The 21,811-nt window shown below is 54.6% G+C and carries 16 protein-coding genes; 14 read left to right on the forward strand and 2 right to left on the reverse strand.

Going from position 1 to position 21,811, the window contains the following annotated elements:
• The first annotated feature begins 19 nt into the window (after nucleotides 1-19).
• The 9 genes from BMX22_RS08540 to queF all read left to right on the forward strand — a co-directional run bounded on the left by BMX22_RS08540 (nucleotide 20) and on the right by queF (nucleotide 11,546).
• Nucleotides 20-4,306: a glycoside hydrolase family 2 TIM barrel-domain containing protein gene (locus BMX22_RS08540; RefSeq protein WP_074742055.1), complete on the forward strand. Its 4,287-nt coding sequence runs from the start codon at nucleotides 20-22 to the stop codon at nucleotides 4,304-4,306.
• A gap of 439 nt (nucleotides 4,307-4,745) precedes the next feature.
• Entirely contained in the window at nucleotides 4,746-5,474 is a 729-nt protein-coding gene (locus BMX22_RS08545) for an ABC transporter ATP-binding protein (RefSeq protein ID WP_074742056.1), read from the forward strand.
• A gap of 19 nt (nucleotides 5,475-5,493) precedes the next feature.
• Nucleotides 5,494-6,411 (forward strand): SufB/SufD family protein, encoded by a 918-nt coding sequence (locus BMX22_RS08550; RefSeq protein WP_413777960.1) that lies wholly within the window; start codon nucleotides 5,494-5,496, stop codon nucleotides 6,409-6,411.
• Between the two features lie 278 nt (nucleotides 6,412-6,689).
• Nucleotides 6,690-8,246: a hypothetical protein gene (locus BMX22_RS08555; RefSeq protein WP_074742058.1), complete on the forward strand. Its 1,557-nt coding sequence runs from the start codon at nucleotides 6,690-6,692 to the stop codon at nucleotides 8,244-8,246.
• Nucleotides 8,247-8,462: 216 nt separating this feature from the next.
• Nucleotides 8,463-8,888, forward strand: coding sequence for a 6-carboxytetrahydropterin synthase QueD (gene queD / locus BMX22_RS08560; RefSeq protein WP_074742059.1), 426 nt, complete (start codon nucleotides 8,463-8,465; stop codon nucleotides 8,886-8,888).
• A complete protein-coding gene (gene queE / locus BMX22_RS08565) occupies nucleotides 8,885-9,547 on the forward strand; it encodes a putative 7-carboxy-7-deazaguanine synthase QueE (RefSeq protein WP_413777958.1) in 663 nt (220 codons plus the stop codon). Before queD ends, queE begins: the two co-directional genes overlap by 4 nt.
• A gap of 1 nt (nucleotide 9,548) precedes the next feature.
• Entirely contained in the window at nucleotides 9,549-10,109 is a 561-nt protein-coding gene (gene folE, locus BMX22_RS08570) for a GTP cyclohydrolase I (RefSeq protein ID WP_074742060.1), read from the forward strand.
• Nucleotides 10,110-10,283: 174 nt separating this feature from the next.
• Nucleotides 10,284-10,961, forward strand: coding sequence for a 7-cyano-7-deazaguanine synthase QueC (queC, locus tag BMX22_RS08575; protein WP_074742061.1), 678 nt, complete (start codon nucleotides 10,284-10,286; stop codon nucleotides 10,959-10,961).
• An 87-nt stretch (nucleotides 10,962-11,048) separates the two neighbouring features.
• Nucleotides 11,049-11,546: a preQ(1) synthase gene (gene queF / locus BMX22_RS08580; RefSeq protein WP_074742062.1), complete on the forward strand. Its 498-nt coding sequence runs from the start codon at nucleotides 11,049-11,051 to the stop codon at nucleotides 11,544-11,546.
• Nucleotides 11,547-11,898: 352 nt separating this feature from the next.
• Here queF and BMX22_RS16860 read toward each other — a convergent pair whose 3' ends face one another.
• Nucleotides 11,899-15,531: a GDSL-type esterase/lipase family protein gene (locus BMX22_RS16860; protein ID WP_074742063.1), complete on the reverse strand. Its 3,633-nt coding sequence runs from the start codon at nucleotides 15,529-15,531 to the stop codon at nucleotides 11,899-11,901.
• 546 nt (nucleotides 15,532-16,077) lie between these two features.
• Here BMX22_RS16860 and BMX22_RS08590 point away from each other — a divergent pair.
• Together BMX22_RS08590 and BMX22_RS08595 are read left to right on the forward strand one after the other, a co-directional pair.
• Nucleotides 16,078-16,773, forward strand: a complete 696-nt coding sequence (locus tag BMX22_RS08590) for a UPF0758 domain-containing protein (RefSeq protein WP_074742064.1) — start codon at nucleotides 16,078-16,080, stop codon at nucleotides 16,771-16,773.
• Complete coding sequence (locus BMX22_RS08595) at nucleotides 16,770-17,471, forward strand: JAB domain-containing protein (RefSeq protein WP_074742065.1); 702 nt, start codon at nucleotides 16,770-16,772, stop codon at nucleotides 17,469-17,471. The genes BMX22_RS08590 and BMX22_RS08595 overlap by 4 nt, the downstream gene beginning before the upstream one ends.
• Here the strand turns inward: BMX22_RS08595 and BMX22_RS08600 are convergent, their stop codons facing one another.
• Nucleotides 17,472-18,392: a C39 family peptidase gene (locus BMX22_RS08600; protein WP_074742066.1), complete on the reverse strand. Its 921-nt coding sequence runs from the start codon at nucleotides 18,390-18,392 to the stop codon at nucleotides 17,472-17,474.
• Between the two features lie 221 nt (nucleotides 18,393-18,613).
• Here BMX22_RS08600 and BMX22_RS08605 point away from each other — a divergent pair, with 221 nt between their 5' ends.
• The 3 genes from BMX22_RS08605 to BMX22_RS08615 are packed head-to-tail and all read left to right on the forward strand — an operon-like array spanning nucleotide 18,614 to nucleotide 21,794.
• Nucleotides 18,614-19,279 (forward strand): response regulator transcription factor, encoded by a 666-nt coding sequence (locus BMX22_RS08605; RefSeq protein ID WP_074742067.1) that lies wholly within the window; start codon nucleotides 18,614-18,616, stop codon nucleotides 19,277-19,279.
• Nucleotides 19,276-20,718 carry a HAMP domain-containing sensor histidine kinase gene (locus BMX22_RS08610; RefSeq protein WP_074742068.1) on the forward strand — a complete coding sequence of 481 codons (1,443 nt, stop codon included), beginning with the start codon at nucleotides 19,276-19,278 and terminating at the stop codon, nucleotides 20,716-20,718. The genes BMX22_RS08605 and BMX22_RS08610 overlap by 4 nt, the downstream gene beginning before the upstream one ends.
• Complete coding sequence (locus BMX22_RS08615) at nucleotides 20,715-21,794, forward strand: hypothetical protein (RefSeq protein WP_074742069.1); 1,080 nt, start codon at nucleotides 20,715-20,717, stop codon at nucleotides 21,792-21,794. Before BMX22_RS08610 ends, BMX22_RS08615 begins: the two co-directional genes overlap by 4 nt.
• Nucleotides 21,795-21,811: the final 17 nt, after the last annotated feature.

Consider the following 21,811-nt stretch of genomic DNA (forward strand, 5'->3'; position numbering starts at 1 on the left):
GAATCGGGAGGTAATTACTATGAACAGAGGAATCGCTATTCTCTTGTCGGGAATGATAGCGGCTATGCCGCTCACGGGCTATGTTACGCCCAAGAGAGCTGAAGCTGCCGTGTCATTCACGCATCAGGAGTGGACGGGAAAAAACGGTACGGAGAAGGTGTTCGCGGTGAACCGTGCGCCTGCTTCCGTGAACTCAATACCGTATCAGGATGCCGCTGCGGCTCAGGCTTCGGTTTGGGATTACAACGCACGCGAGCAGTCGGACTATTTGCAGATGCTCACGGGCGCGAATGAGGACTGGCAGCTCACGGTAAAGCAGAACGACCAGCAGGCTTCGGGACTGCGCAACAGCGGGTTCATGAACGCTAACTACAACCCCAATCCCGCCGACGGCTGGAAGACAGTTCAGCTCCCGAGAAGCTGGACTACACAGGGCTTCGATTTCTCCATATACAGAAACGTGCCTCAGCCATGGCAGGACAGATACGACGGTAACGTCCAGTGTCCGAACGCTCCCACGAACTATAACCCCGTCGGTCTTTACCGCAAGAAGTTCACGCTCGACAGCTCTATGAAGGGCAACGGCAGACGTATCTATATCCAGTTCGACGGCGTTGAGTCCGCGTATTACGTTTACCTCAACGGAAAAGAGGTCGGATACAGTGAGGACACGTTCAGCCCGCACCGCTTTGATATCACCGATTACCTCACAGACGGCGAGAATACGCTCGCGGTGGAGGTACATAAGTTCTGCGACGGTACGTGGTTCGAGGATCAGGATATGATCTACGACGGCGGTATCTTCCGCGACGTTATGCTCGTCAGCACGCCGTCCGTGCAGATAAGCGACTATACCGTGCGCACCGATCTCGACAACTCCTACACCAACGCTGACCTCAAGCTCAGCGTGGACGTATCCAATATCACAGGCTCTTCAAAAATGGGCTGGACTATCGAGGCTGACGCATTCGATGAGGAGGGCAACAATATCCTCAGCGGCGTTTCTGCCCAGATATCAGGCTTGAAGGAGTACAGCAAGGGTACCTTCGAGCTCAGCGCGAATGTCAAGTCGCCTAAGCTATGGTCTGCCGAGACGCCGAATATCTACGCTCTCGTGCTCACACTCAAGGACGACAAGGGCAATGTGCAGGAGATCGTCTCCTCTCAGCTCGGATTCAGAGAGGTCGGATTCACACGCACCGAGGTCGACGGTTCATACAGGGTCACTACCAAGAGCTGGCAGTCTATGACCATAAACGGCAAGAGACTCCTGCTGAAGGGCGTCAACCGCCACGATACCGACCCGTTCTACGGCAAGGCTGTTCCTCAGACAACTATGGAGGAGGATATCCGCCTCATGCAGCAGAATAACGTGAACGCTATCCGTACCTCGCACTACAGCAATGACTCTTACCTCTACTGGCTCGCTAACAAGTACGGTATGTACGTAATGGGCGAGACGAATATGGAGTGTCACGCTCTCCAGAACAACAACAACGATTCAAAGAGAGCACTCTTCTATAACCTCGGTCTCGACAGAACTGAGACCGCGTATCAGCGCCTCAAGAACAACCCGTCCATCATTGCGTGGTCTATCGGCAACGAAATGGGCTATACGGGCGACCCGAACGCTTCGGGCGGTCTCTTCCGCGATATGATCTGGTACTTCAAGAAGCACGACCCGACCCGTCCCGTTCACTCCGAGGGACAGGGCACGGCTATGGGTACCGATATGAACAGCCAGATGTACCCCGGCTCCGGCGGTATTGGCAATAACCGCGGCGACGGAAAGATACCCTATGTTATGTGCGAATATGACCACGCTATGGGTAACTCGGTCGGCGCGCTCAAGGAGTACTGGGACGTCATCAGAAGCTCCGACAGATTGCTCGGCGGCTTCATCTGGGACTGGGTCGACCAGTCAAGAGCCGTTAAGCTCCCCAACGGTGCCTGGGACTACTACTCTCAGCCCTACGCCCGCAAGAACCTCTATCAGGAGGAGAGCAAGGGCAAGTTCTACGGCTACGGCGGCGACTGGGGCGATTCCCCGAACGACGGAAGTTTCTGCGAGAACGGTCTTATCAGTCCCGACAGAAATCCTCAGCCCGAGCTGGCAGAGGTCAAGTATCAGTATCAGAACTTCTGGTTCTCAGCTACGGCGGCTCAGATCGCGAACAAAGAGGTCTCCGTCTACAACGAGAACGACTTCCTCGACCTCAGTGACTTTACTCTGAAATGGGAACTCGTCAAGAACGGTATCGCTGTTGACAGCGGTATCGTTGAGAATGCATCGGCTGCTCCGCAGAAGACAAGTACGCTCTCTATCCCGTTCGAGCTGCCTAAGAAGTACCTCTCGGGCGACGAGTTCTACCTCAATCTCCGTGTCCTCAACAAGAATGAGACTATGTTTCTGCCCGAGGGCTTTGAGGTCTCGTATGAGCAGATACCGCTTGCGACAGGCGGCGGCTCGTCTGTACGTCCTCCCGAGACGACTGATGAGGTCACTATCGTTGATGCGGGCAATTCATACGTTCCTACGGCTAAGAATTTCAACTGCGCTATCGACAAGTCTACGGGTCTTATGAAGACTTATGCTTACAACGGCGAGGTGCTCGTCGATAACGGTCCTACGCCCAACTTCTGGCGAGGCAACGTCGAGAACGATACGGGCTGGGGCGCAAGAGGCGAATTCGACGGCACCTGGCAGAATGCAGCAGGTAAGTTCAGCGTTTCGGGCTTCGAGCAGAAGGACGGCAGCAACGGCAGCAAGATACTCATCGCTCATCTTACACTTCCCAACGCCAAGAATGCAAATGTTGACATCACTTATACTTTTTCACCCGACGGCAGCGTGAAGGTGGATTTCCACGTTGACGCTACACGCACGGGGCTCGGAAACTTCATCAGAGTCGGCTCTATGATGACCCTCCCCGAGGGTGCCGAGAACGTTACTTGGTACGGCAACGGTCCCGTCGAGACCTTCAACGACAGAAAGACCAACGGTATCATGGGCGTTTGGAGCGACACTGTCTCGCATATCTTCTACCCCTATATGAAGGCTGACGATACGGGCAATCTCACCGACGTCAAGTGGATCTCCGTTCAGAACGAGAAAAAAGAGAATTCAGTCCTTATCGCTGCTGAGGGTACAGTGGAGGCAAGCGCGCTGCACTTCACCCCCTATGACCTCCAGAAGGCTGACCACCCCTATAAGCTCTCACCGCGCAAAGAGACTATACTCAGCGTGGACTACGGCTCGATGGGTACCGGCTCGGCTACCTGCGGACAGGCGACTCTCGAACAGTATCGCCTGCCTGCTTCCCGTGCGTACGACTGGAGCTACACTATCATGCCCGTTTCTTCAAAGCTGACTGCTCAGGAGCTCTCGGATACTGCGGCTAAGCTGCGCTCAAACGGTACTTCCATTCAGGACAAGAGCCAGAATAACCTCGTTGTTCCTGTAACAGGCAGCGCAAAGCTCAAGTCGACTGCCGACGGCAATGCGGTATCGGGAGATGTTTCTGTTCCTCAGTGCGACTCTATCGACAAGGCTCTCAGCGGACATAACTCGTTCACAGTGGAATCCAACTTCGTTCCCACAGGAAACCCGCAGTTCAACATGATCGCCAGCAAGGGCGACCACGCATTCGGTCTGAGAACTGAGAACAACAAGGTCTACTTCTTCATCCATGCAGGAGGCGAATGGAGATCTGTTGAGTACACAGGCACAGGCGACCAGTGGCTCGGTAAGAAGCACCAGGTAGCAGGTATTTACGACGCGGAAAATAATATGCTCCGCATCTACTGCGACGGTAAAATAGTTGCAGAGAAGGCAACAGGCACTACAAGCGGTGTCACCACATCCGGCTACAACTTCACTATCGGTAAGTGCCCTGAGACAAATCGCGGCTCTGCTGCTGATTTCTACGAGGTAAGAGTATACAGCAAGGCTCTCAGCGCATCTGAGCTCTCTTCGCAGAATACGGCTTCGCCTGCTTATGGTCCGGACGACAAGTGCGTTCAGCTCTGGCTCGACTTCGACAACATCGCTGTCGCTTCCGACGTGCCCGATGACCCGACTCCGTCTCTTATCGGCGACGCTAACCTCGACGGCAAGGTCACTATCGCTGACGCGACTGCTATCCTCCAGTCACTGGGCAATAAGGATAAGTACGCTCTCAGCGATGAGGCTAAGCTAAATGCTGACTGCTTTAACCCCGGCGACGGCGTTACTGCGGCTGACGCGCTCACTATACAGAAGCTCGACGCAGGTCTTCTCACGAAGCTCCCCGAGACAAAGGAATAAGCGAATATCACCACAAAGCCCGCGGTTAAACGCGGGCTTTGTTATAGTTTATTGTTATATGGTACAAACAACTTAGACTGTTATCATAGGGAAACAATCGCGGTCGGAGCGGTTGTTTGTGTTATAATAAAAAGGATATGTGATGCTTGGCGCTGAATGCCGCTGATTTGGCTTTCGGCGCAGGTATGTATTGTTTCTTTGGCAGTATAAGTATCGGTAGATGTTTCGTCGGGCTGCGCCGAGGCATAAATGTACGGGGCGGTCGTCAGGCTTTGCTTCGCTCGCCTGCCTGCTTCTCAGGGGGACGCTGTCCCCCTCGGGTCACCCCCTGCCGGGGTGAGAGCCTCACCCCGGACCCCCGCGAGTTCCGCTTCGCGGTTTTTATTGATATTTGTTTGCCACATTAATGATAACGTTCCCAAATGAAAGGAAGGATAATATGCTCGAACTAAACAACATCTCCTTCAATATCGACGACAGTGACGGCAAGACCGAGATCATCCGTGATATCTCCCTCGTCGTCCCCGACAATAAGTTCGTCGTTATTACAGGTCCAAACGGCGGCGGAAAATCTACGCTCGCCCGCCTTATCGCAGGTATACACCCGCTCTCTTCCGGACAGATTGTCTTCGACGGCACCGATATCACTGACAAGTCGATCACCGAACGCGCACGCATGGGTATCGGGTTCGCTTTCCAGCAGCCCGTCCGCTTCAAGGGGCTGACTGTGCTCGACCTCCTCAGGATCGCCTCCGGCAGCAGGATAAGCGTGAGTGAGGCGTGTGACTACCTCTCGGAGGTAGGGCTCTGCGCGAAGGAATATATCGACCGCGAGGTCAACTCCTCCCTCTCGGGCGGTGAGCTGAAACGTATCGAGATAGCTACTATCCTCGCACGCGATGTGAAGCTTGCTGTTTTCGACGAGCCCGAGGCAGGTATCGACCTCTGGAGCTTCAACAACCTTATCCGCATTTTCGAGAAAATGCGTCAGAGCAGCAAGAACAGGACTATCCTCGTCATCTCGCATCAGGAGCGTATCCTCAATATCGCTGACGAGATAATCGTGCTCGCGGACGGAAAGATCCTCAAACAGGGCAGCAGGGACGCGATACTCCCCGATATCATCGGCACACAGTACGCTTCGGGCGTGTGCTCGCGTATGGAATAAGGAGGCTCATACTATGAATATTGATACGATTCAGCAGCGGCTGCTCGAGGAGGTAGCTGACCTCCACGACGTTCCCGAGGGCGCTTATAACCTCCGCGCGAACGGAAAGTCAATTGGCAGGAATACTACCGCAAACATAGACATACAGTCCAAGCCCGATGGCAGCGGCATCGATATCCGAATCAAGGACGGTACCACCAACGAGAGCGTTCATATCCCCGTCGTGCTCAGCGAGAGCGGGCTGAAGGAGACTGTATACAACGACTTCTTCATCGGCGAGAATTGCGATGTTCTCATAGTGGCAGGCTGCGGCATAGACAACTGCGGCAATCAGGACTCCCAGCACAACGGTATCCACAGATTCTACGTCGGCAAGAATTCACGAGTGCGCTACGTTGAGAAGCATTACGGCTCGGGCGACGGAAGCGGTAAGCGTATCCTCGACCCCGTTACCGAGGTGTATCAGGAAGAGGGCAGCACCGTCGAAATGGAAATGGCTCAGATAAAGGGCGTCGACTCCACCGAGCGCACTACTCTCGCGGAACTGAAAGAGGGGGCAAAGCTCGTAGTGCGGGAGAGACTTATGACCCACGGCGAGCAGCACGCGCTGAGTGTGTACAAGGTATGCCTCAACGGCGACGGCTCCAGCGCGGACGTCGTTTCACGCTCGGTGGCGAGGGATACCTCCTACCAGAAGTTCGATGCGTGTATCGTCGGCAATGCTGCCTGCTCGGGACATACCGAGTGCGACTCTATCATCATGGACAGCGGGCGTATTCTTGCCGTTCCTTCTCTTGAGGCTAACAACATCGACGCCGCGCTCGTCCACGAGGCTGCGATAGGCAAGATCGCGGGCGACCAGCTCATAAAGTTGATGACTCTCGGTCTTACCGAGGCTGAGGCCGAAGAGCAGATCATCAACGGCTTCCTCAAATAAGTGTCATACTCCGAGTTTTCAGGGCGTGCTCTGAAGCTCGGAGTTTTTTGCTGTCTGTCACATAATCGGCTCGTGTTTCGTTATTATTGATGTGGCAATGAATATCAAAACCGCGAAGCGAAAATCCCCCTCGCCGAGGGGACAGCGTCCCCTCCTGAGAAGCAGGCAGGCGGGCGAAGCTATGCACTGCCGACCGCTCCGTATATCTTCGCCTCGGCGAAGAACGACGAAACATCTGCCGTTATTTATTGCCGAAGTAACAAAAGGAGGTTTACGATATGAAAAAAACAGCAGCAGTTTTTCTCGCGGCAATGACTGTCCTCGCGGGCTGCGGTGAAAGAGGCGTTTCTCGGTCGGAGAGCAGCGTGACCTCGGACAGCTCGTCTGCGGCTGATACGGACAAGCAGGGCGATGACATCGTCCTCACGATAGGCGTAGTCAACGGCGACCCCGGAAACATGAACGCAAACGGTTCGGTCACAAAGAGCTATTTCTGGACGCCGATGCAGGAACTCGTCGACCGCTTCAACTCCGAGGACAACGGCATACGCATCGAGATAAAGAACTATGCCGAAATGGACGAGTTCAAGGATTTCGGGTACGATGACCACGGCATTTTCAATGGCTACAGCGACGACGAGATGAAAACGATAGACTTTCAGGTCGCGCAGGACCTCATCAACAAGAAGGACATCGACATCGTCGGGACAAACACCTTCGCCAACAGCGCCAAGTACGAGATATTCAAGCGCAAGGGCGGCTTCGCTGACCTGTATGAGTTCATGAAGGACGACCCCGAGGTCAACTCCGATACGCTTAACAAGCATATCCTCGAACTCAACGAGCGCGACGGAAAGCTCTATTCGATACCGTTGTGCTACACCGCGCGGACACTGATAGGCGAGTCGCAGTACGTCGGCACAAAGCGGAACTGGAGCATCGACGAGTTCATCGACTGCTGGAACAGAATGCCCGAGGGCTCGACTGTGACATATTCAAACGAAGCCGAAGTCGTGTACTATGATGTGCTGCGGGCGAACACGACTGCCTTCATTGACTACGTCAGCTGCAAGACCCGCTTCGATGACCCCGACTTCCGAAAAATGCTCGAATTCTGCAAGCAGTTCCCCAGCAATATGGGCATTAAAAAGGACGGCGGCATCAACTACACTGACCCTCAGCTCGTCAAGCTCACTCTGCTGACGGGGTACGGCAACGCTATCCTCGAGGAGACTGATTACTCGGATCACTCGCGGAAATACTGCCGCCTGCGCGACGGCAGCCACACACTCGTCGGCTTCCCGACCTCGGACGGAAAGGGCGCTTTCCTCTGCGGAGCGTACGGCGAGTGGTCTATACGCTCCAACATCTCCAAGGAGAAACAGCAAGCGGCATGGACGTTCCTGCGCGAGCTCTACACCGAGGATTTCCAGACCGACAGCTACGCGATACGCCATGAGAGCAATAATCCGCAGACGGGCGAGACCTTCGTGAATTACGTATTTATGCAGGGCTTCCCTGTGAACAACGCCGCACGCAAAAATATCGCGCAGAATCTGCTCGGCGGCAAATACGATGATGCCACAGACATACAGACCATACAGGGCATTGAGGTCACGGAGGAGAATAAGCTCGCTCTCGAGCAGGAGGATATCGACTACATCGACGAGTATATCGACTCCATCGACCGCTGGGAGTTCCCCGATACCGACCGCGAGCTCTTTTGGATAATCGAGGACGAGGTGCTTGCGTACTTCCACGGCGACCAGGACGTCGACACGGTCGTTGACCACGTTCAGGACCGTGCAGGTATCTGGCTGAGCGAGCAGGCATAGCTCCTGCCCGCGCCCTCTATGGTTTTTTTGCGGAAAATACTTGCTTTTTTTTGCGGGATATGCTATAATATTAGCCGACAGTTCGTTTGCGCCATCCTGTCGTTAAACAAAACCACGGGCTACTCCCTATAACGTTTCTGCGCGATAATTCGCGCTTATCGTGATGTTCGGATACGCCTGCGCTTCGTAGGCGTATTTTTTATTGGAGGATATATCATGTACAAGCTGAAAACGTCTGCCGCTTTCGACAGCGCACACTTTCTCGCGGGTTATAACGGGAAATGCGCCAATATACACGGTCATCGCTGGACTATGGAGGTCACGGCAGAGAGCTCCGAGCTCATCGCCGAGGGTGAGAAACGCGGAATGGTCATCGACTTCGGCGACCTCAAAAAAGCTGTGCGTGCTCTCGCTGATAAGCACGACCACGCACTCATTTTCGAGGAGGGGACGCTCAGGACCGTAACTCTGACGGCTCTGGATGAGGAGGGCTTCCGTCTCATTGCTGTGCCGTTCCGCCCGACAGCAGAGAATTTTGCACGGCATTTCTATGAAGTCCTGAAAGCAGAGGGGCTGCCCGTCAGCTCCGTGACCGTTTACGAAACACCCGAAAACTGCGCCATTTACGAGGAGGAAAAGTGATGCTGCCTGTTGTAGAAAAATTTATCAGCATAAACGGCGAGGGCGCCCATGCAGGCGAGCTTGCCGCGTTTATCCGCTTCCGCGGCTGTAACCTCTGCTGCTCTTACTGCGATACCTGCTGGGCGAATACCGAGAATGCCCCCGCGGAGTTTGAGTCCGCCGATGAGCTCGCACGCTGGGTCGCCGAGACGGGTGTCCACAATGTCACACTTACGGGCGGAGAGCCGCTACTCCATAAAGAGGCGGGCGAGCTTGCAGAGCTGCTAATAGAGAAAGGCTGCCGCGTTGAGATAGAAACGAACGGCAGTATCTCCCTCGAAAGGCTCGCTGCTGCGAAATCCCGCCCTGTGTTCACCATGGATTACAAGCTGCCATCGAGCGGTATGGAGGAGTTTATGTGCAAGAATAATTTCAGGCTGCTCGGCTGCCACGATACGGTCAAATTCGTGTCGGGGAGCACCGATGACCTCGAACGCGCCGCCGAGCTCATCAAGGAGTACCGCCTGACTGAGCGCTGCCACGTCTTTATCAGCCCCGTTTTCGGCGAGATAGACCCCGCCGATATCGTCAGCTTCATGGAGGAGCACATGATGAACGGCGTGCGTTTGCAGCTTCAGCTCCATAAGTTTATCTGGGAGCCCACAAGGAGAGGTGTCTGATTTGAATAGGGAAAAGATAGAGTATCACGTCCGCGGACTGCTCGAGGCTATCGGCGAGGACCCCGAGCGCGAAGGTCTGATAGAGACTCCCGCGCGCGTGGCAGGTATGCTTGAGGAAATGCTCGAGGGCATTCGGTACAGCAACCATGACATCGCGCAGATGTTCGGGAAGACGTTCTCTGCCGAGGACAACGGCGCCTCCGAAGCCGTTGTTATGAAGGATATCACCGTTTTCAGCTATTGCGAGCACCACTTCGCGCTGATGTACGATATGCACGTCAATGTCGCCTATATCCCGCACGGAAAAGTGCTCGGGCTCAGCAAGATAGCTCGTATCTGCGATATGGCGTCGAAACGTCTGCAATTGCAGGAGAGGCTCGGCAGGGACATCGCCGAGATTATCTCCGAGGCGGCGGGGACTCCCGATGTCGGCGTGAAGATTGTCGGCTCGCACAGCTGTATGACAGCAAGAGGTATCCGCAATCCCTCCTCGCGCACCGAGACACGCACGTATACGGGCGAGTTCAAGTCGCGCCGCGATTTGCAGGAATTATTGGACTGAGAATCGGACTGTAGGGGACGGCGTCCCCGACGTCCCGCAAATAACGGATTTGTTACACGGGCGAGCGGAACTCGCCCCTACAATTTCAAATTCATCGCCGTCAGGCGATACCATTAGCTAAAGGCTAATGGCTAAGGGCTTTTTTCTAATTTCTAACATTTAAAAGGAGAAAAAATGAAAGCACTCGTTCTTTTCAGCGGAGGCGTGGACAGCTCCACCTGTCTCGGTATCGCTGTCGACAAATACGGAGCTGAAAACGTGCTTGCGCTGTCCATTTACTACGGACAGAAGCACGACAAGGAAATGAAGGCGGCTGAACGTACCGCAGCATATTACGGCGTGGAGCTCCGCACGCTCGACCTCGCGCTCATATTCGCGGATTCGGACTGCACTCTCCTCTCGGGAAACGGCGATATACCGCAGGAAAGCTACGCCGAACAGCTCGCGAAAACGGACGGCAAGCCCGTCTCGACCTATGTGCCGTTCAGGAACGGACTCTTCCTCTCGTCTGCGGCGAGCATCGCGCTCTCCAACGGCTGTGATGTCATCTACTACGGCGCTCACTCCGACGACGCTGCGGGCAACGCCTACCCCGACTGCTCCGATGAGTTCAACAAGGCTATGGACCGCGCTGTCTTCCTCGGAAGCGGTCAGCAGCTCCACATCGAGGCGCCCTTCGTGAACCTTACCAAAGCCGACGTCGTGAAAAAAGGACTGGAGCTGAACGTGCCCTACGAGCTCACATGGAGCTGCTATGAGGGCGGCGACAAGCCATGCGGCGTGTGCGGTACCTGCCGCGACAGGATAGCCGCTTTCGAGGCTAACGGCGTCACCGACCCGCTGATGCTGTAAGGAACGCCGCCTTCGGTGTTCCGCATAATAATGAACAAAAATACGGGCGGTCGAGGACGCCCGCCCCTACAATACAGGAGGTTATATATGACAGGCAGGAACGAAAACGAAAAGGGCAGCATAACCCTTCTCGGCAATCAGAACACCAAATACTCGCAGGATTACTCACCCGAGGTCCTCGAGACCTTCCCCAACAAACACCCCGACCGCGACTACTTCGTCAAGTTCAACTGTCCCGAATTCACGAGCCTTTGCCCGATAACGGGTCAGCCTGACTTCGCGACCATCTATATCAGCTATGTCCCGAATGTGAAAATGGTAGAGAGCAAGTCGCTCAAGCTCTATCTGTTCAGCTTCCGCAACCACGGCGACTTCCACGAGGACTGCGTAAACATTATCATGAACGACCTCATCAAGCTCATGGAGCCGAAGTATATCGAGGTCTGGGGTAAGTTCCTCCCGCGAGGAGGTATCTCCATTGACCCTTACTGCAACTACGGTATGGCGGGCACGAAGTGGGAGCAGGTGGCGTGGGAGAGGCTCTCCAAGCACGATATGTTCCCCGAGGACGTCAACAACCGCTGAAATATGTTATGCAGCAGGATAAGTCCTGCTGTTTTTTACAATATGAATCGTTTCGGCTTTGTTATTGATTCTTATATGGAGAGTGGTATAATACCAATATCCGGTATTTTTCAGGGAGTTTTTCAGATGAAATTCAGTAAAATATTAGTGGCGGCAGTTGCTTTCAGTATTATGTGCTACGGTTTTACGCTTATACATCAACGGGCGGAACAGATCCTATTGAGGTCTATCTCGGATATGAAGACGCGGATGCTCCCGCTGAAAAGTCAGGGGACGACGAATAATTCATGCGTCTTCCCTTTAACAGACAGAAAAGCCATAAAGAAGCTTTCGCTTCTTTATGGCTTTTGTTTTACTTTACATATCCCGAAAGACCCGCTATGCCCTGAGTCTTTATCGCATTGGCGATAAGTCCTGCGATGACGTTCGCGCCGCCTTCCTTGTAGTGCCTCTTGTCGTCCATATGATAGGTCGCTGCCTTATCGTATCCGACGGAATTATAGTGATTTACCGCTATAGCGTTGCAGTCTATAAAGGGGATATTGTATTTCGCTGCAAGCTTCTTGTCGGAATCGGTGTAGTTGGTGTAGCTTACGTTGAACTTGCCGCCCGAATAATCCTTCAGGCTGGGCGTATTCGACATTATTATCGGTGTCGCTCCCTTTGCAAGAGTATCCTTGATGAATGAGGTCATGTACCACTCATACGAGCCCGATGACGGATTATCAACATTTCCGCGGGTAGGTGCGTATCTGTCCGCATTCGTTGAGCCTGCGTCGTTTATCGCGAACTGGATGATCACGAAGTCGCCCTTCTTGAGGTTGTCCGTTATCGCTGCAAATCTGCCCTCGTCGTAGAACTTCTTCGAGCTTCTGCCCGCTACGGCGTGGTTGTATACGGACACGTCATCGGTGAAGTAGTTGCCGAGATAATAGCCCCAGCCCTGTATCGGACCGCCGTTCTGTGCCTGCTTGGAGGCATTGTAATACTGGCAGGTGGAGTCTCCTGCGAGGAAAACTGCGGGCTTGCTGCCGTCTACCGTCTGCTGTCCTGCATTCGGGTCGTAGACCTCTGCGACGGGCTCATCGGTGAGTATGCACTCGATGTAGTCGAAGTTCGGGCCTCCTTCACTGACCGCTGACTCGAACTTGATAGTGTTCTCGCCTGCTTTCAGCGGAAGTACGATGCCTATCTCGCTCCACTCGTCCCATGAGCCTGTGCCGTTGAAGGACTGCTGCCAGTAGGTCTGAGTGTCGCCGTTTACATAGATGTTGGTCTTGCGGTCGGCTGTCGAGCCGTTGGCGAAGCGGACGTGCGTCATATATCTGCCTTCTTCGGCAATGCGCACGCTGAACGTAAGACTGCTTCCGACTACGTTGTTGAGGTTTACATAGCCGACATTCCCAGAGCCGCCCATGGCTGCCTCGGTCTTGGTGTAGCCTGTGTGGTCGCTCTCTGCCCAGCCGTCGTCCCAGAGCTGGTCAACGGCGTAATACTTGGAGGGGAGAGTTGTAGTGGTCGTGGTCGTTGTGGTGGTTGTCGTGGTTGTGGTAGTAGTGGCTGCCGACGCAGTCTCTGGAGCGTCGGTCTCCTGCGATTCGGGCGCGGCGGGAAGCTCCTTCAAGCCTGCGTCTACCTGCTGGAGGAAGAGAGCGTCCATTGCTGTGATGCCCTCAGAGCCGTCAACGTCGCCGTTTATCCTGCCCTGCGGAGTGAGCGCGTATTTGTCCTTGTTGGCGATGGACTGGAGGATCGCTACCGCGTCGGCGACTGAGAACTTGCCGTCGCAGTTGGCATCGCCCATGACGATGCTGCTCACGCTCTTGGTCGTGGTATCGTCAGCCTCTGTAGTTGCTGCCGTTGTTGTGGTGGTCGTGGCAGGCTCGGTAGTGGTCGTGGTGGTCTCGGCGGGCTTTTCCTTTACGAATACTGCGTAGTTCATGCAGTTGTAGGCTGTGCTGTTGGTTCCGAGCACTACCTGCTCACCCTCGGAAAAGTCCTTTGCGTAGATGTTGAACTGCTCGCCGTTGCAGATGAAGCTCTCGCCTGTATTTGTGTAGGAACCGAGCCATGTGGGGGTCTCGACTCTGTTATCGAGTGCAACGTAGACCGTCGCGTCCCTGCTGACCTTGAACTTTGCCTCGTCTGTGGTAAGGTTCTTGGAGTTGCAGGCTGTTCTTATGCCCTCGCTGCCGCTGAGTATGGACGGGAGGGATTCTATCGTGAAGTCTCTGTCGCCGAAGGGCTTCGTTAGGGACTGGTCGTACTGTATGCCCCAAGCCTCGGTATTCTCGCTGTCGAGGACTATGAGGTCCTTGACGAGCCTGCCGCTGACAGGCAGATTGATCGGCTCGATCACCCATTTCTGGCAGTCGTGACCGTTTACCTCCCACTGCTGTACGTTGGCGCCCTCGGTCGTGGATGCGCTGCCGACTTCTACTGCGGACTTGTCGTCCGATACCTTTGTGAGCATAGTGTAGGAGCCGTCGGGATTGCGCTTGAACTTGAACTGCTGACTGTCTTTATGTGCAGGGAGCTGGTCGGTGACAGGTCCGCTGCCGTATACGCCGAGCTCAACGTTCTGTCCGTTGGAGCCGCTGCCGTCCTTGACGTTCAGAAGATATTCTGCGTCCATGATGCGAATGCACGAGTTGACTGCGTAGTATCCGTCATCTGCTGAAGTCAGCCGCCAAGCATACTCGGGCGCGGGGGCGGTCATGCTCTTCTGTACAACATCCATATTCTGCTCGTCAGCAAAGAGGTATTTGCCGCTGTTGACGTTCTTGAAGGAGTAATACACGTTCTCATTCATTTCCGCAGCCGAAGAGCCGCTGAAATCGTACAGCGTGGACATTATCTCGGCGAGCTTCATTGCGCCCTTCTTGCTCTGGTGGAGGTCGTCGCCCGTATTGTCTGCCTTGGTCGCGTAGTATGAGCCCATGCCGTCGAATCCGACGGACAGACCGAACTGCTGCCACGGGGTGAAGAGGTCGATGACCTCGACATTCTCATTGGCTCCGACAGTGTCGAGCTCTCCGCCGAACCAGCGTCCTGGCAGGAGCGGTGAGCGCTGGAGGTCTCCGCGGCGTCCCTGCTGCTTGACGAGCAGGACCGTCATGCCCTTTTTCTTTGCCTTTTGCACCATTGTGGTGACTACATTGCGGTACTCGTCCTTGTTGGAGTAGTTGGTGTCGTTTATACCGATTGAGATTATGTAGATGTCGCCCGACTTGCCGTAATACTCAATGGGCGCGAACTGTCCGCCGTCGTAGAAGCCTTTCGCGTACTGTCCGCTGGTCGCCTGATTGCGTATCTCCCAGTAGTCGGTGTCGACGTAGCTGCCGAGGAACTGTCCCCAGCCGTGCTGAGAGGCATCTCCGACGTTGTAGTAGTTGGCAACGGTGGAGTCGCCGCATATCCAGATGGTCGGCTTCATCTCGCCCGTGGTGTTTATCTGCGTTATCTCAAGCGCGGAAATGGACTGCTCGCGCTTGCTCATTCCTTCGATAGCCTGCACGTTGAGCTGTCCGTCGGTAACGGGGATGCGTATCGTCTCGACGGCGTTGTTGCCCGTGAGGTTCATCATCTGCACCATGCCCTCGATACGGATAGTCGTTCTCGGGGCGTTGCCCGTCGTGACCTTTATCTCGTACAGTCCTTTCGGAAGGTCAACGTTGAAGGTGTTGCCTGTGCCGTAGTCGTTGAACTTGACCGCGTCGGCACCTGCGCCTCTTCCGCCTGCGCTTACGTTGGAGACGTTGTAGGTCTGGGCAAAGCCGTAGCCGCGTCCCGAATTGTAGCCGTCAGCCGCGGATACGCCCGTGTAGCCGCTTGCTGCGCCGCTTCCGCCAAAGTCGAACTTCCAGTTCGCTGACGCTGCATTTGCTGTTACGGCGGTGTTTGCGAGTCCTGCGCCGAGCCCCGCGAATGCCGATAGTGACACTGCCGCCGAGGTCAGAGCGCTGATCAGTTTTTTGTATCTCATGATTATCCCTCCGAAAATACCATTTTACTGCGAAACTTGTGGATACAAGTTTACTAAACTTCCTTGTTTTAATTATATCACCGTATATTCACAAAGTCAACCGAAATAATGTGTACAATTTCATCATTTTTATGACCTTTTCTTGCAGAGACGTTCGTCGGCTGTCATTTTTTCAGACTATCCTGCACAGCTGCAACATTATAATGCATATGGTGCCGACGGAGCAATGCGCAGTTCGGAATCGCGGTAACGCCTTCGGCAATGATTTTTAGCGATAATGGTGTTTTTTCTGTTGGCTTTCGGGACTTGAGACATCACCGTACAAAGTCCGCACGATGCCTTTGTGCCGAATCTGCTCGGGGTGATCCGTCATTTTGCACAGAAATCCCTTGATATATGCGGTATGCCTTGAATTATCAGCCGTTTTGTGGTATCATAATAAATGTGTCATCAATAACCGCCGTCACTGCCTTTGTGCGGTGCTGACCATATAATGCTGATTTTTTGCTGCCGAGCAGACATTGATAAAAACAGGAGGTGAACAGCATGGCTGACAAACTTCATATCGGACACCGCGAGCGTCTGCGTCAGCGGCTCATGACTTACGGTGCTGATGCACTCTGCGAGCATGAACTGCTCGAGCTCATGCTGTTCTATCCTCTCCCGCGTATCAATACCAATGAGATCGCTCATTCGCTCATCAACGAGTTCGGTACACTCAACAATATCCTAAATGCTGACGTTGACGAGCTTACACGCGTAAAGGGCGTAGGTGCGTCCGCTGCGGAGTTCATCCGCCTTGCTGCCGAGATGTGCGGCGATTACGAGGCGAGCGCTCCCGAGTTTGACAGGCTGCCCGACTCCGACAGCCTTTGCAGCTTCTTCCACGGCTATTTCGGCGAAGGGACGGACGGGCTCTGCCTCATCGTCTGCCTGAGCAGTGACCTCGGTATTACGGGCAAGGTGAGCTTCACTGCTCACTGTCTCGCGAACGGCAGGTCGGAGCTTCGCCGTATCGCTTCCATTATACTGCGCGGGAACTGCACGCGGATCGCTCTCGGTATATCTCATCCCGATCGTGCTCCCGTTCCCGACCGCGATGATTTTGCGCTGCTCCGCACACTCAGCGAAAAGCTCGGTGCGATCGGCGTTGCGGTCGAGGACTGCGTCATCTGCGGCAAAGAGTCCGCCTTCTCAATGAAGAGGAGCGGCGCCTTCTCATTCGGGGAGGTGACGACGTGAACGAGCTTAAAAACGAGCTCCGCGCCCGCTGCCTCAGTGAGGGGGCAGACTCCCTTTCCGAGCGCGAGAAGCTCATTCTGCTCCTCGGTTACTCCGAACGCGGGGACGTTTTTGAAGCGGCGGACAGAGTTGCCGCGGCATACGGCTCCTTCCGCAGTGCCGCTGATTCAGACCCCGATTTCCTCAAAAAGGAGTGCCGTATCTCTGACGCGAGCGCTGCTCTGCTCATGCTGTTCCCGCAGCTCAGCCGCAGATGTGCTGTCACGAGCTGCGGCAATATCCGCCTCGATTCAGCCGATGCCGCAAAAAGATTCTTTTCCGCTCAGCTCCGCTCTGTGCGCGGTGAGACCCTCATCGCTGCCGTGACCGACGAGCGCTTCCGCATAATCAGTGCGGAGCGCATGGGGACGGGGACAAGCTCTGCGGTGGCGATATCCAACCGCAGGATAGCTGACCTCGCGCTCCGATGCAATGCCGCTTATGTTTTCATCGCTCACAACCATACGGCAGGGGCTCCGTTTGCCTCGCAAAATGACAAAAGCGCCACCCTCAAACTCGGGACGGCGCTTATCGCTCTCGATGTTTTGCTCGTTGACCATATCATCACGGGCGCGGACGGCTCGGCGCTGTCTATGCGCGAGAGCTCGCGTGCGGAATTCTTTCCCGCAGTGGACGGGTACAGGTTTACCCGCCGATGATCACCACGGGTGTATCGTCACTGCCTGACTGCCCATTTCACGGTAGCGGGCTTCGGCTGTCTCGCGCGGATAGAGCGTGTATGCGCCGCGCTGCGGGTCGTGGAAGCAGAAGTTCTCCTCGTCGTAGCCCACAAGCAGAAAGCAGTGCTCGTTGGACTTCCACTCCACTGTTTCGTCGGTGCCCTCTATCTCCCATATATTCGCTTCGGAGGCGACAAGCGGCTCCATATCCACACTTGCCCAGATGATGACGGGTTCGCCGCAGTCTATGTACTCCATGCACAGGTCTTTCAGCGATATGCCGCTGATGTCTACCGCGTCGAATAGCTCGTGCTCAAGGTATCTCCGCAGGCAGGAGCGTATCGCTCCGCTGAAACAGCCGTAGCCGTACGGAGTGTGCGGGTCGCCGATGAATTCCTTGTTCGGGTCGCCGCTGAACATCACAGTGCCGCGCTCGGCGTCTTCGTAGGTGTCGACCCGCGCTGTGGTTATATAGCCCTGCTCTATGAGCTCGTCTGCTGTGATGTTGAAGCCGTAGTACGCCAGAAGCATGGACGTACATACAAGCTCGCAGCCCGCGGGTGCTCCGTCCTGCGAGATGTACGGAGCCTCTATGCATCTGACTCCTTCGGGGGGAGTTCCCGACGAGGCGGGGACCGACGTTCCTTCTGCCGCGGGAACGGTCTCGGCAGGCTCTGTCTCCGATGGCGTATCGGAGGAGGGGGCGGGCTCTTCGGGAGCGGAGGCAGGTTCCGTTTCGGTGTCGGCATGGAGGGACGGTATGTCGGGCAAGCCCGTGAATACGTATGTCTGCGCGGAGGTCTCTTCCTCGTTCCCGTACTCGGAGGAAAGCTCCTCATCTGCGAGACTGCACGAGGTCAGCGTGAGGGCTGCGAGAAGTGCTGCTGCTATTCTTTTCATATCCGTCCTCCTTTCTGCGGCGGAATGCAAAATATTTGCAAAAAATGTACGTTTCCCTTTGACATCTGCTCGCGTGACTGTTAAAATGATACTGTAGGGAAGTCGTCTGATGATGGATCTGCGTTACTATGGCGCCGCCTTAATGACTGTCCATACTATTATTCAACATTTTTTCGGAAATGTCAAGCCTTTTTCCGAAAAATCGCATTGTGAGGCTATATATGATAAATATACTTATTATCGAGGACGATGAAAATATCGCTAAAATGATCACCGCTGCGCTCAGTATGGTCGATTACAAGGGCACCTGCCGCTATGACGGACGCTCGGGTGCCGAGGAGGCTCTCAGGGGCGGTTATGACCTTATCCTGCTCGATATCATGCTCCCCGAGATGAACGGCTTCGAGGTCATGGAGGCTATAAAGGGCTGCGGTATCCCCGTTATCTTCCTCACCGCCATGCAGGAGGTCTCCGACAAGGTCAAGGGACTGCGCCTCGGGGCGGAGGACTATATCGTCAAGCCGTTTGAGGCACTGGAGCTGCTCGCGCGCATTGATGTTGTGCTGCGGCGTTCAAATAAGGTCCGTGATACTATCACTTACGGCGATATCACCGTAAGCATCGACAGGCACGAGATAACCCTCCGCGGTGAGCACGTTCAGCTCACACCAAAGGAGTTCGATGTTATCGTGTATTTCCTTCAGCACCAGAATATCGCCGTTTCTCGCGAGCAGCTCCTCTCAAGTGTGTGGGGATTCGAGTTCGGGGGGGAGAGCCGCACTGTGGATATCCACGTTCAGCAGGTCCGCCGCAAGCTCGGACTGAAGGACTGCCTTATCACTATCCCGAAGCTCGGATACCGACTCGAAAGCCGTGACAGCTCATGAAACTCTGGCAGAAGATATTCCTGAGCTCGCTGCTGCTGATAATCATTGCGGTGAACGTCATTTCCGTTACTCTTCTCAATAACAGCCACCGTCTGCTCCTGGAACGCGAACAGTCCCATGCAATTTCCGAGCACGAATTCTTCGAGGCGTCATTCTCGAATGCGGTCGTGTACGCTAAGCTCGCTGACGATAAGATAGCCCTCACGTCCACGGAAATGCGGCGTATTGCTTCGGATGTGGTCGAGGGCAGCGGGCGTTCGCGCGATTCGGCTATTTTCGATAGCCGCGGTACTATCATCGCCGTGAACGGCATGAAGGGAATACTCAGCGGTATCACACAGAGCGGATTCGTCGAGAAAATAGACCCTTCGGGTGCGAACTACAGCACCTCTGTCTTCGAGACGGACAGCGGACATATGCTCGCTGTGGGGTCGGTGATAACCACCGAGGGCGTGAGCTACCGTGCTGTTACTGCGGTGGATATTTCCGAGATCTACGCCATGAAAAAGAAGCAGACCGATTTCGTCCGCAAGGTCAGCATTATCTCTGCGGGGACTATATCGCTCGTGCTGCTTGTAACGGTGCTGCTCATGCTGAGCCCGCTCAGCAGGCTCAATACCTACACAAAGGCTATCGCGGGCGGCAACTACCGCATTCGCATCCGCGAGCGCGGAAGCCTCGAATTCCGCGAGCTGGCGCAGAATATGAACGTAATGGCTGACGCCGTTCAGAATAATGCTGCACGTCTCGAAAAAATAGCTGAGGAACGTCAGACCTTCATTGCCAACCTCTCTCATGAGATGAAGACTCCTTTGACCTCTATACTCGGATTTGCCGATATACTGCGTATCAAAAAGCACGTCGAGGACGGTGAGCGGACCGAGTACGCGGGGGTCATCGTCGAGGAGACAAAGCGTCTGCGCTCACTCTCGGGCAAGCTGATGGGTATCGTCGCAATGAACGGGACCGAGATAGAAAAGCGCCCCGTCAGTCTTCAGGCTATGATAAACGAGACGAAGACCGCGCTCGTGCCGCTTCTTGCTAAGAATGACGTGCGGCTGGATTGCCTGTCGCAGGATATCACCATTTCCGCGGACGAGGAGCTCTTCAAGTCGCTGCTCTATAACATCATCGAGAATGCGGTCAAGGCTTCTCCGCGCGGTGAGAGCGTCGTGCTCAACGCTGCTATGTACGAGGGCGATGCCGTCATCACTATCACCGACCACGGTATCGGTATGACCCGCGAGGTTATGAAAAAAGCCTTCGAGCCCTTCTTTATGGCGGATAAGTCACGCAGCCGAAAGGCGGGCGGCGCCGGTCTGGGACTGGCGCTCTGCAAGCGTATCGCGGAGCTGCACTCCGCAAAGATTGAGATAGACAGCCGCCAGAATGTCGGTACTACCGTATTCATCACTGTCCCTGGGGAGGAATGCTTGTGAAACGTAATCTGCTGTTCGTAGTTCTGACTGCGGTGATACTCGCGCTCGGCTTCAACGGCGCCGATATCATCGGGCACTTCTTTCCGAGCAATACAGCCGAGAATGCGGTCATACCGCGCGACACATCCAACAATACTGCCGTTTATCTCAACGAGAACAGACAGAAGTTCAACCCGATGTCGCTCGTGACAAAGTCATCACAGGCGTTAAACTACGGCAACAGCAACGAGATACGTGCCACTGCTGCTGCTATGATAACCGCTATGGCACGATACAGCGACAAGAGCTATATCTTTATCCCCGCGGGCAAGGATCTCGAAAGCTCGCTCAAATTCGACAAGAGCGGATATATCTATGTCGAAAAGTGGCAGTACCTAAACTCCGACAAAGAGACACGCTTCCTCGACTGTATCGTGTGGACGGCTGATATGAGCATTGCCTATATCCGCTTCTACAGCGACGATGATCAGCAGCTCAGCGGTACGCAGATGAATGCGGGGCTCGACAGGCTCGATAAGTATTCTGCGGAATTCTACCCCTATATCGCCGACCAGTTTTATACGCTGATGCAGCTGAAGGACGAGTTCAGACAAAACTCTTCCGACATCCCCGAAATAACCGACGGCCCCGATGAGACCGAATTGTTCCTGATGTTTGCCGATCTGGCGGATACGATAAGAGTTGACCATATCGGTGACACAAGAGGCGTGCTGCGCTGTACCATCGCCAAATATGACGCTTACAGGGATGTCGTGTACGATAACTGCGGAAAGTCCGATAATCCCCTTGTGACCTATTGGCTGCCGCAGTACGGCTTCGAGGATATCATCACAAGTCAGGGCTATGCTATGGTGGGCGGCAATAAAATAAATGACCTGTTCACTAATCTGTACGGCGTGTGGGTCAAGCCGTCGTACTCCGCGAAGGACGGCATTATCTATCAGACTCTTACCGCAGGCACCTATGAGATAACCGTGATCTATAACGTCGCCGACGATTTGATAGAGGGGTTCTACTTCCCCGACTGCGCTAATATCCCGTGCTTTATCAGCTATCAAGAGGACGGAGAAGGATGATGCAATAAGGGCGTGAC

The sequence above is a fragment of the Ruminococcus sp. YRD2003 genome (genome assembly GCA_900109435.1).
In the GTDB taxonomy this organism is placed as follows: Bacteria; Bacillota; Clostridia; order Oscillospirales; family Ruminococcaceae; genus Ruminococcus; species Ruminococcus flavefaciens_G.

Bases quoted from the DNA above. Each gene is read 5' to 3' on its own strand.
- BMX22_RS08540 (WP_074742055.1), top strand. From the start codon at position 20: ATGAACAGAGGAATCGCTATTCTCTTGTCGGGAATGATAGCGGCTATG.
- BMX22_RS08545 (WP_074742056.1), top strand. From the start codon at position 4,746: ATGCTCGAACTAAACAACATCTCCTTCAATATCGACGACAGTGACGGC.
- BMX22_RS08555 (WP_074742058.1), top strand. From the start codon at position 6,690: ATGAAAAAAACAGCAGCAGTTTTTCTCGCGGCAATGACTGTCCTCGCG.
- queD (WP_074742059.1), top strand. From the start codon at position 8,463: ATGTACAAGCTGAAAACGTCTGCCGCTTTCGACAGCGCACACTTTCTC.
- queC (WP_074742061.1), top strand. From the start codon at position 10,284: ATGAAAGCACTCGTTCTTTTCAGCGGAGGCGTGGACAGCTCCACCTGT.
- queF (WP_074742062.1), top strand. From the start codon at position 11,049: ATGACAGGCAGGAACGAAAACGAAAAGGGCAGCATAACCCTTCTCGGC.
- BMX22_RS16860 (WP_074742063.1), bottom strand. From the start codon at position 15,531: ATGAGATACAAAAAACTGATCAGCGCTCTGACCTCGGCGGCAGTGTCA.
- BMX22_RS08590 (WP_074742064.1), top strand. From the start codon at position 16,078: ATGGCTGACAAACTTCATATCGGACACCGCGAGCGTCTGCGTCAGCGG.
- BMX22_RS08600 (WP_074742066.1), bottom strand. From the start codon at position 18,392: ATGAAAAGAATAGCAGCAGCACTTCTCGCAGCCCTCACGCTGACCTCG.
- BMX22_RS08605 (WP_074742067.1), top strand. From the start codon at position 18,614: ATGATAAATATACTTATTATCGAGGACGATGAAAATATCGCTAAAATG.
- BMX22_RS08610 (WP_074742068.1), top strand. From the start codon at position 19,276: ATGAAACTCTGGCAGAAGATATTCCTGAGCTCGCTGCTGCTGATAATC.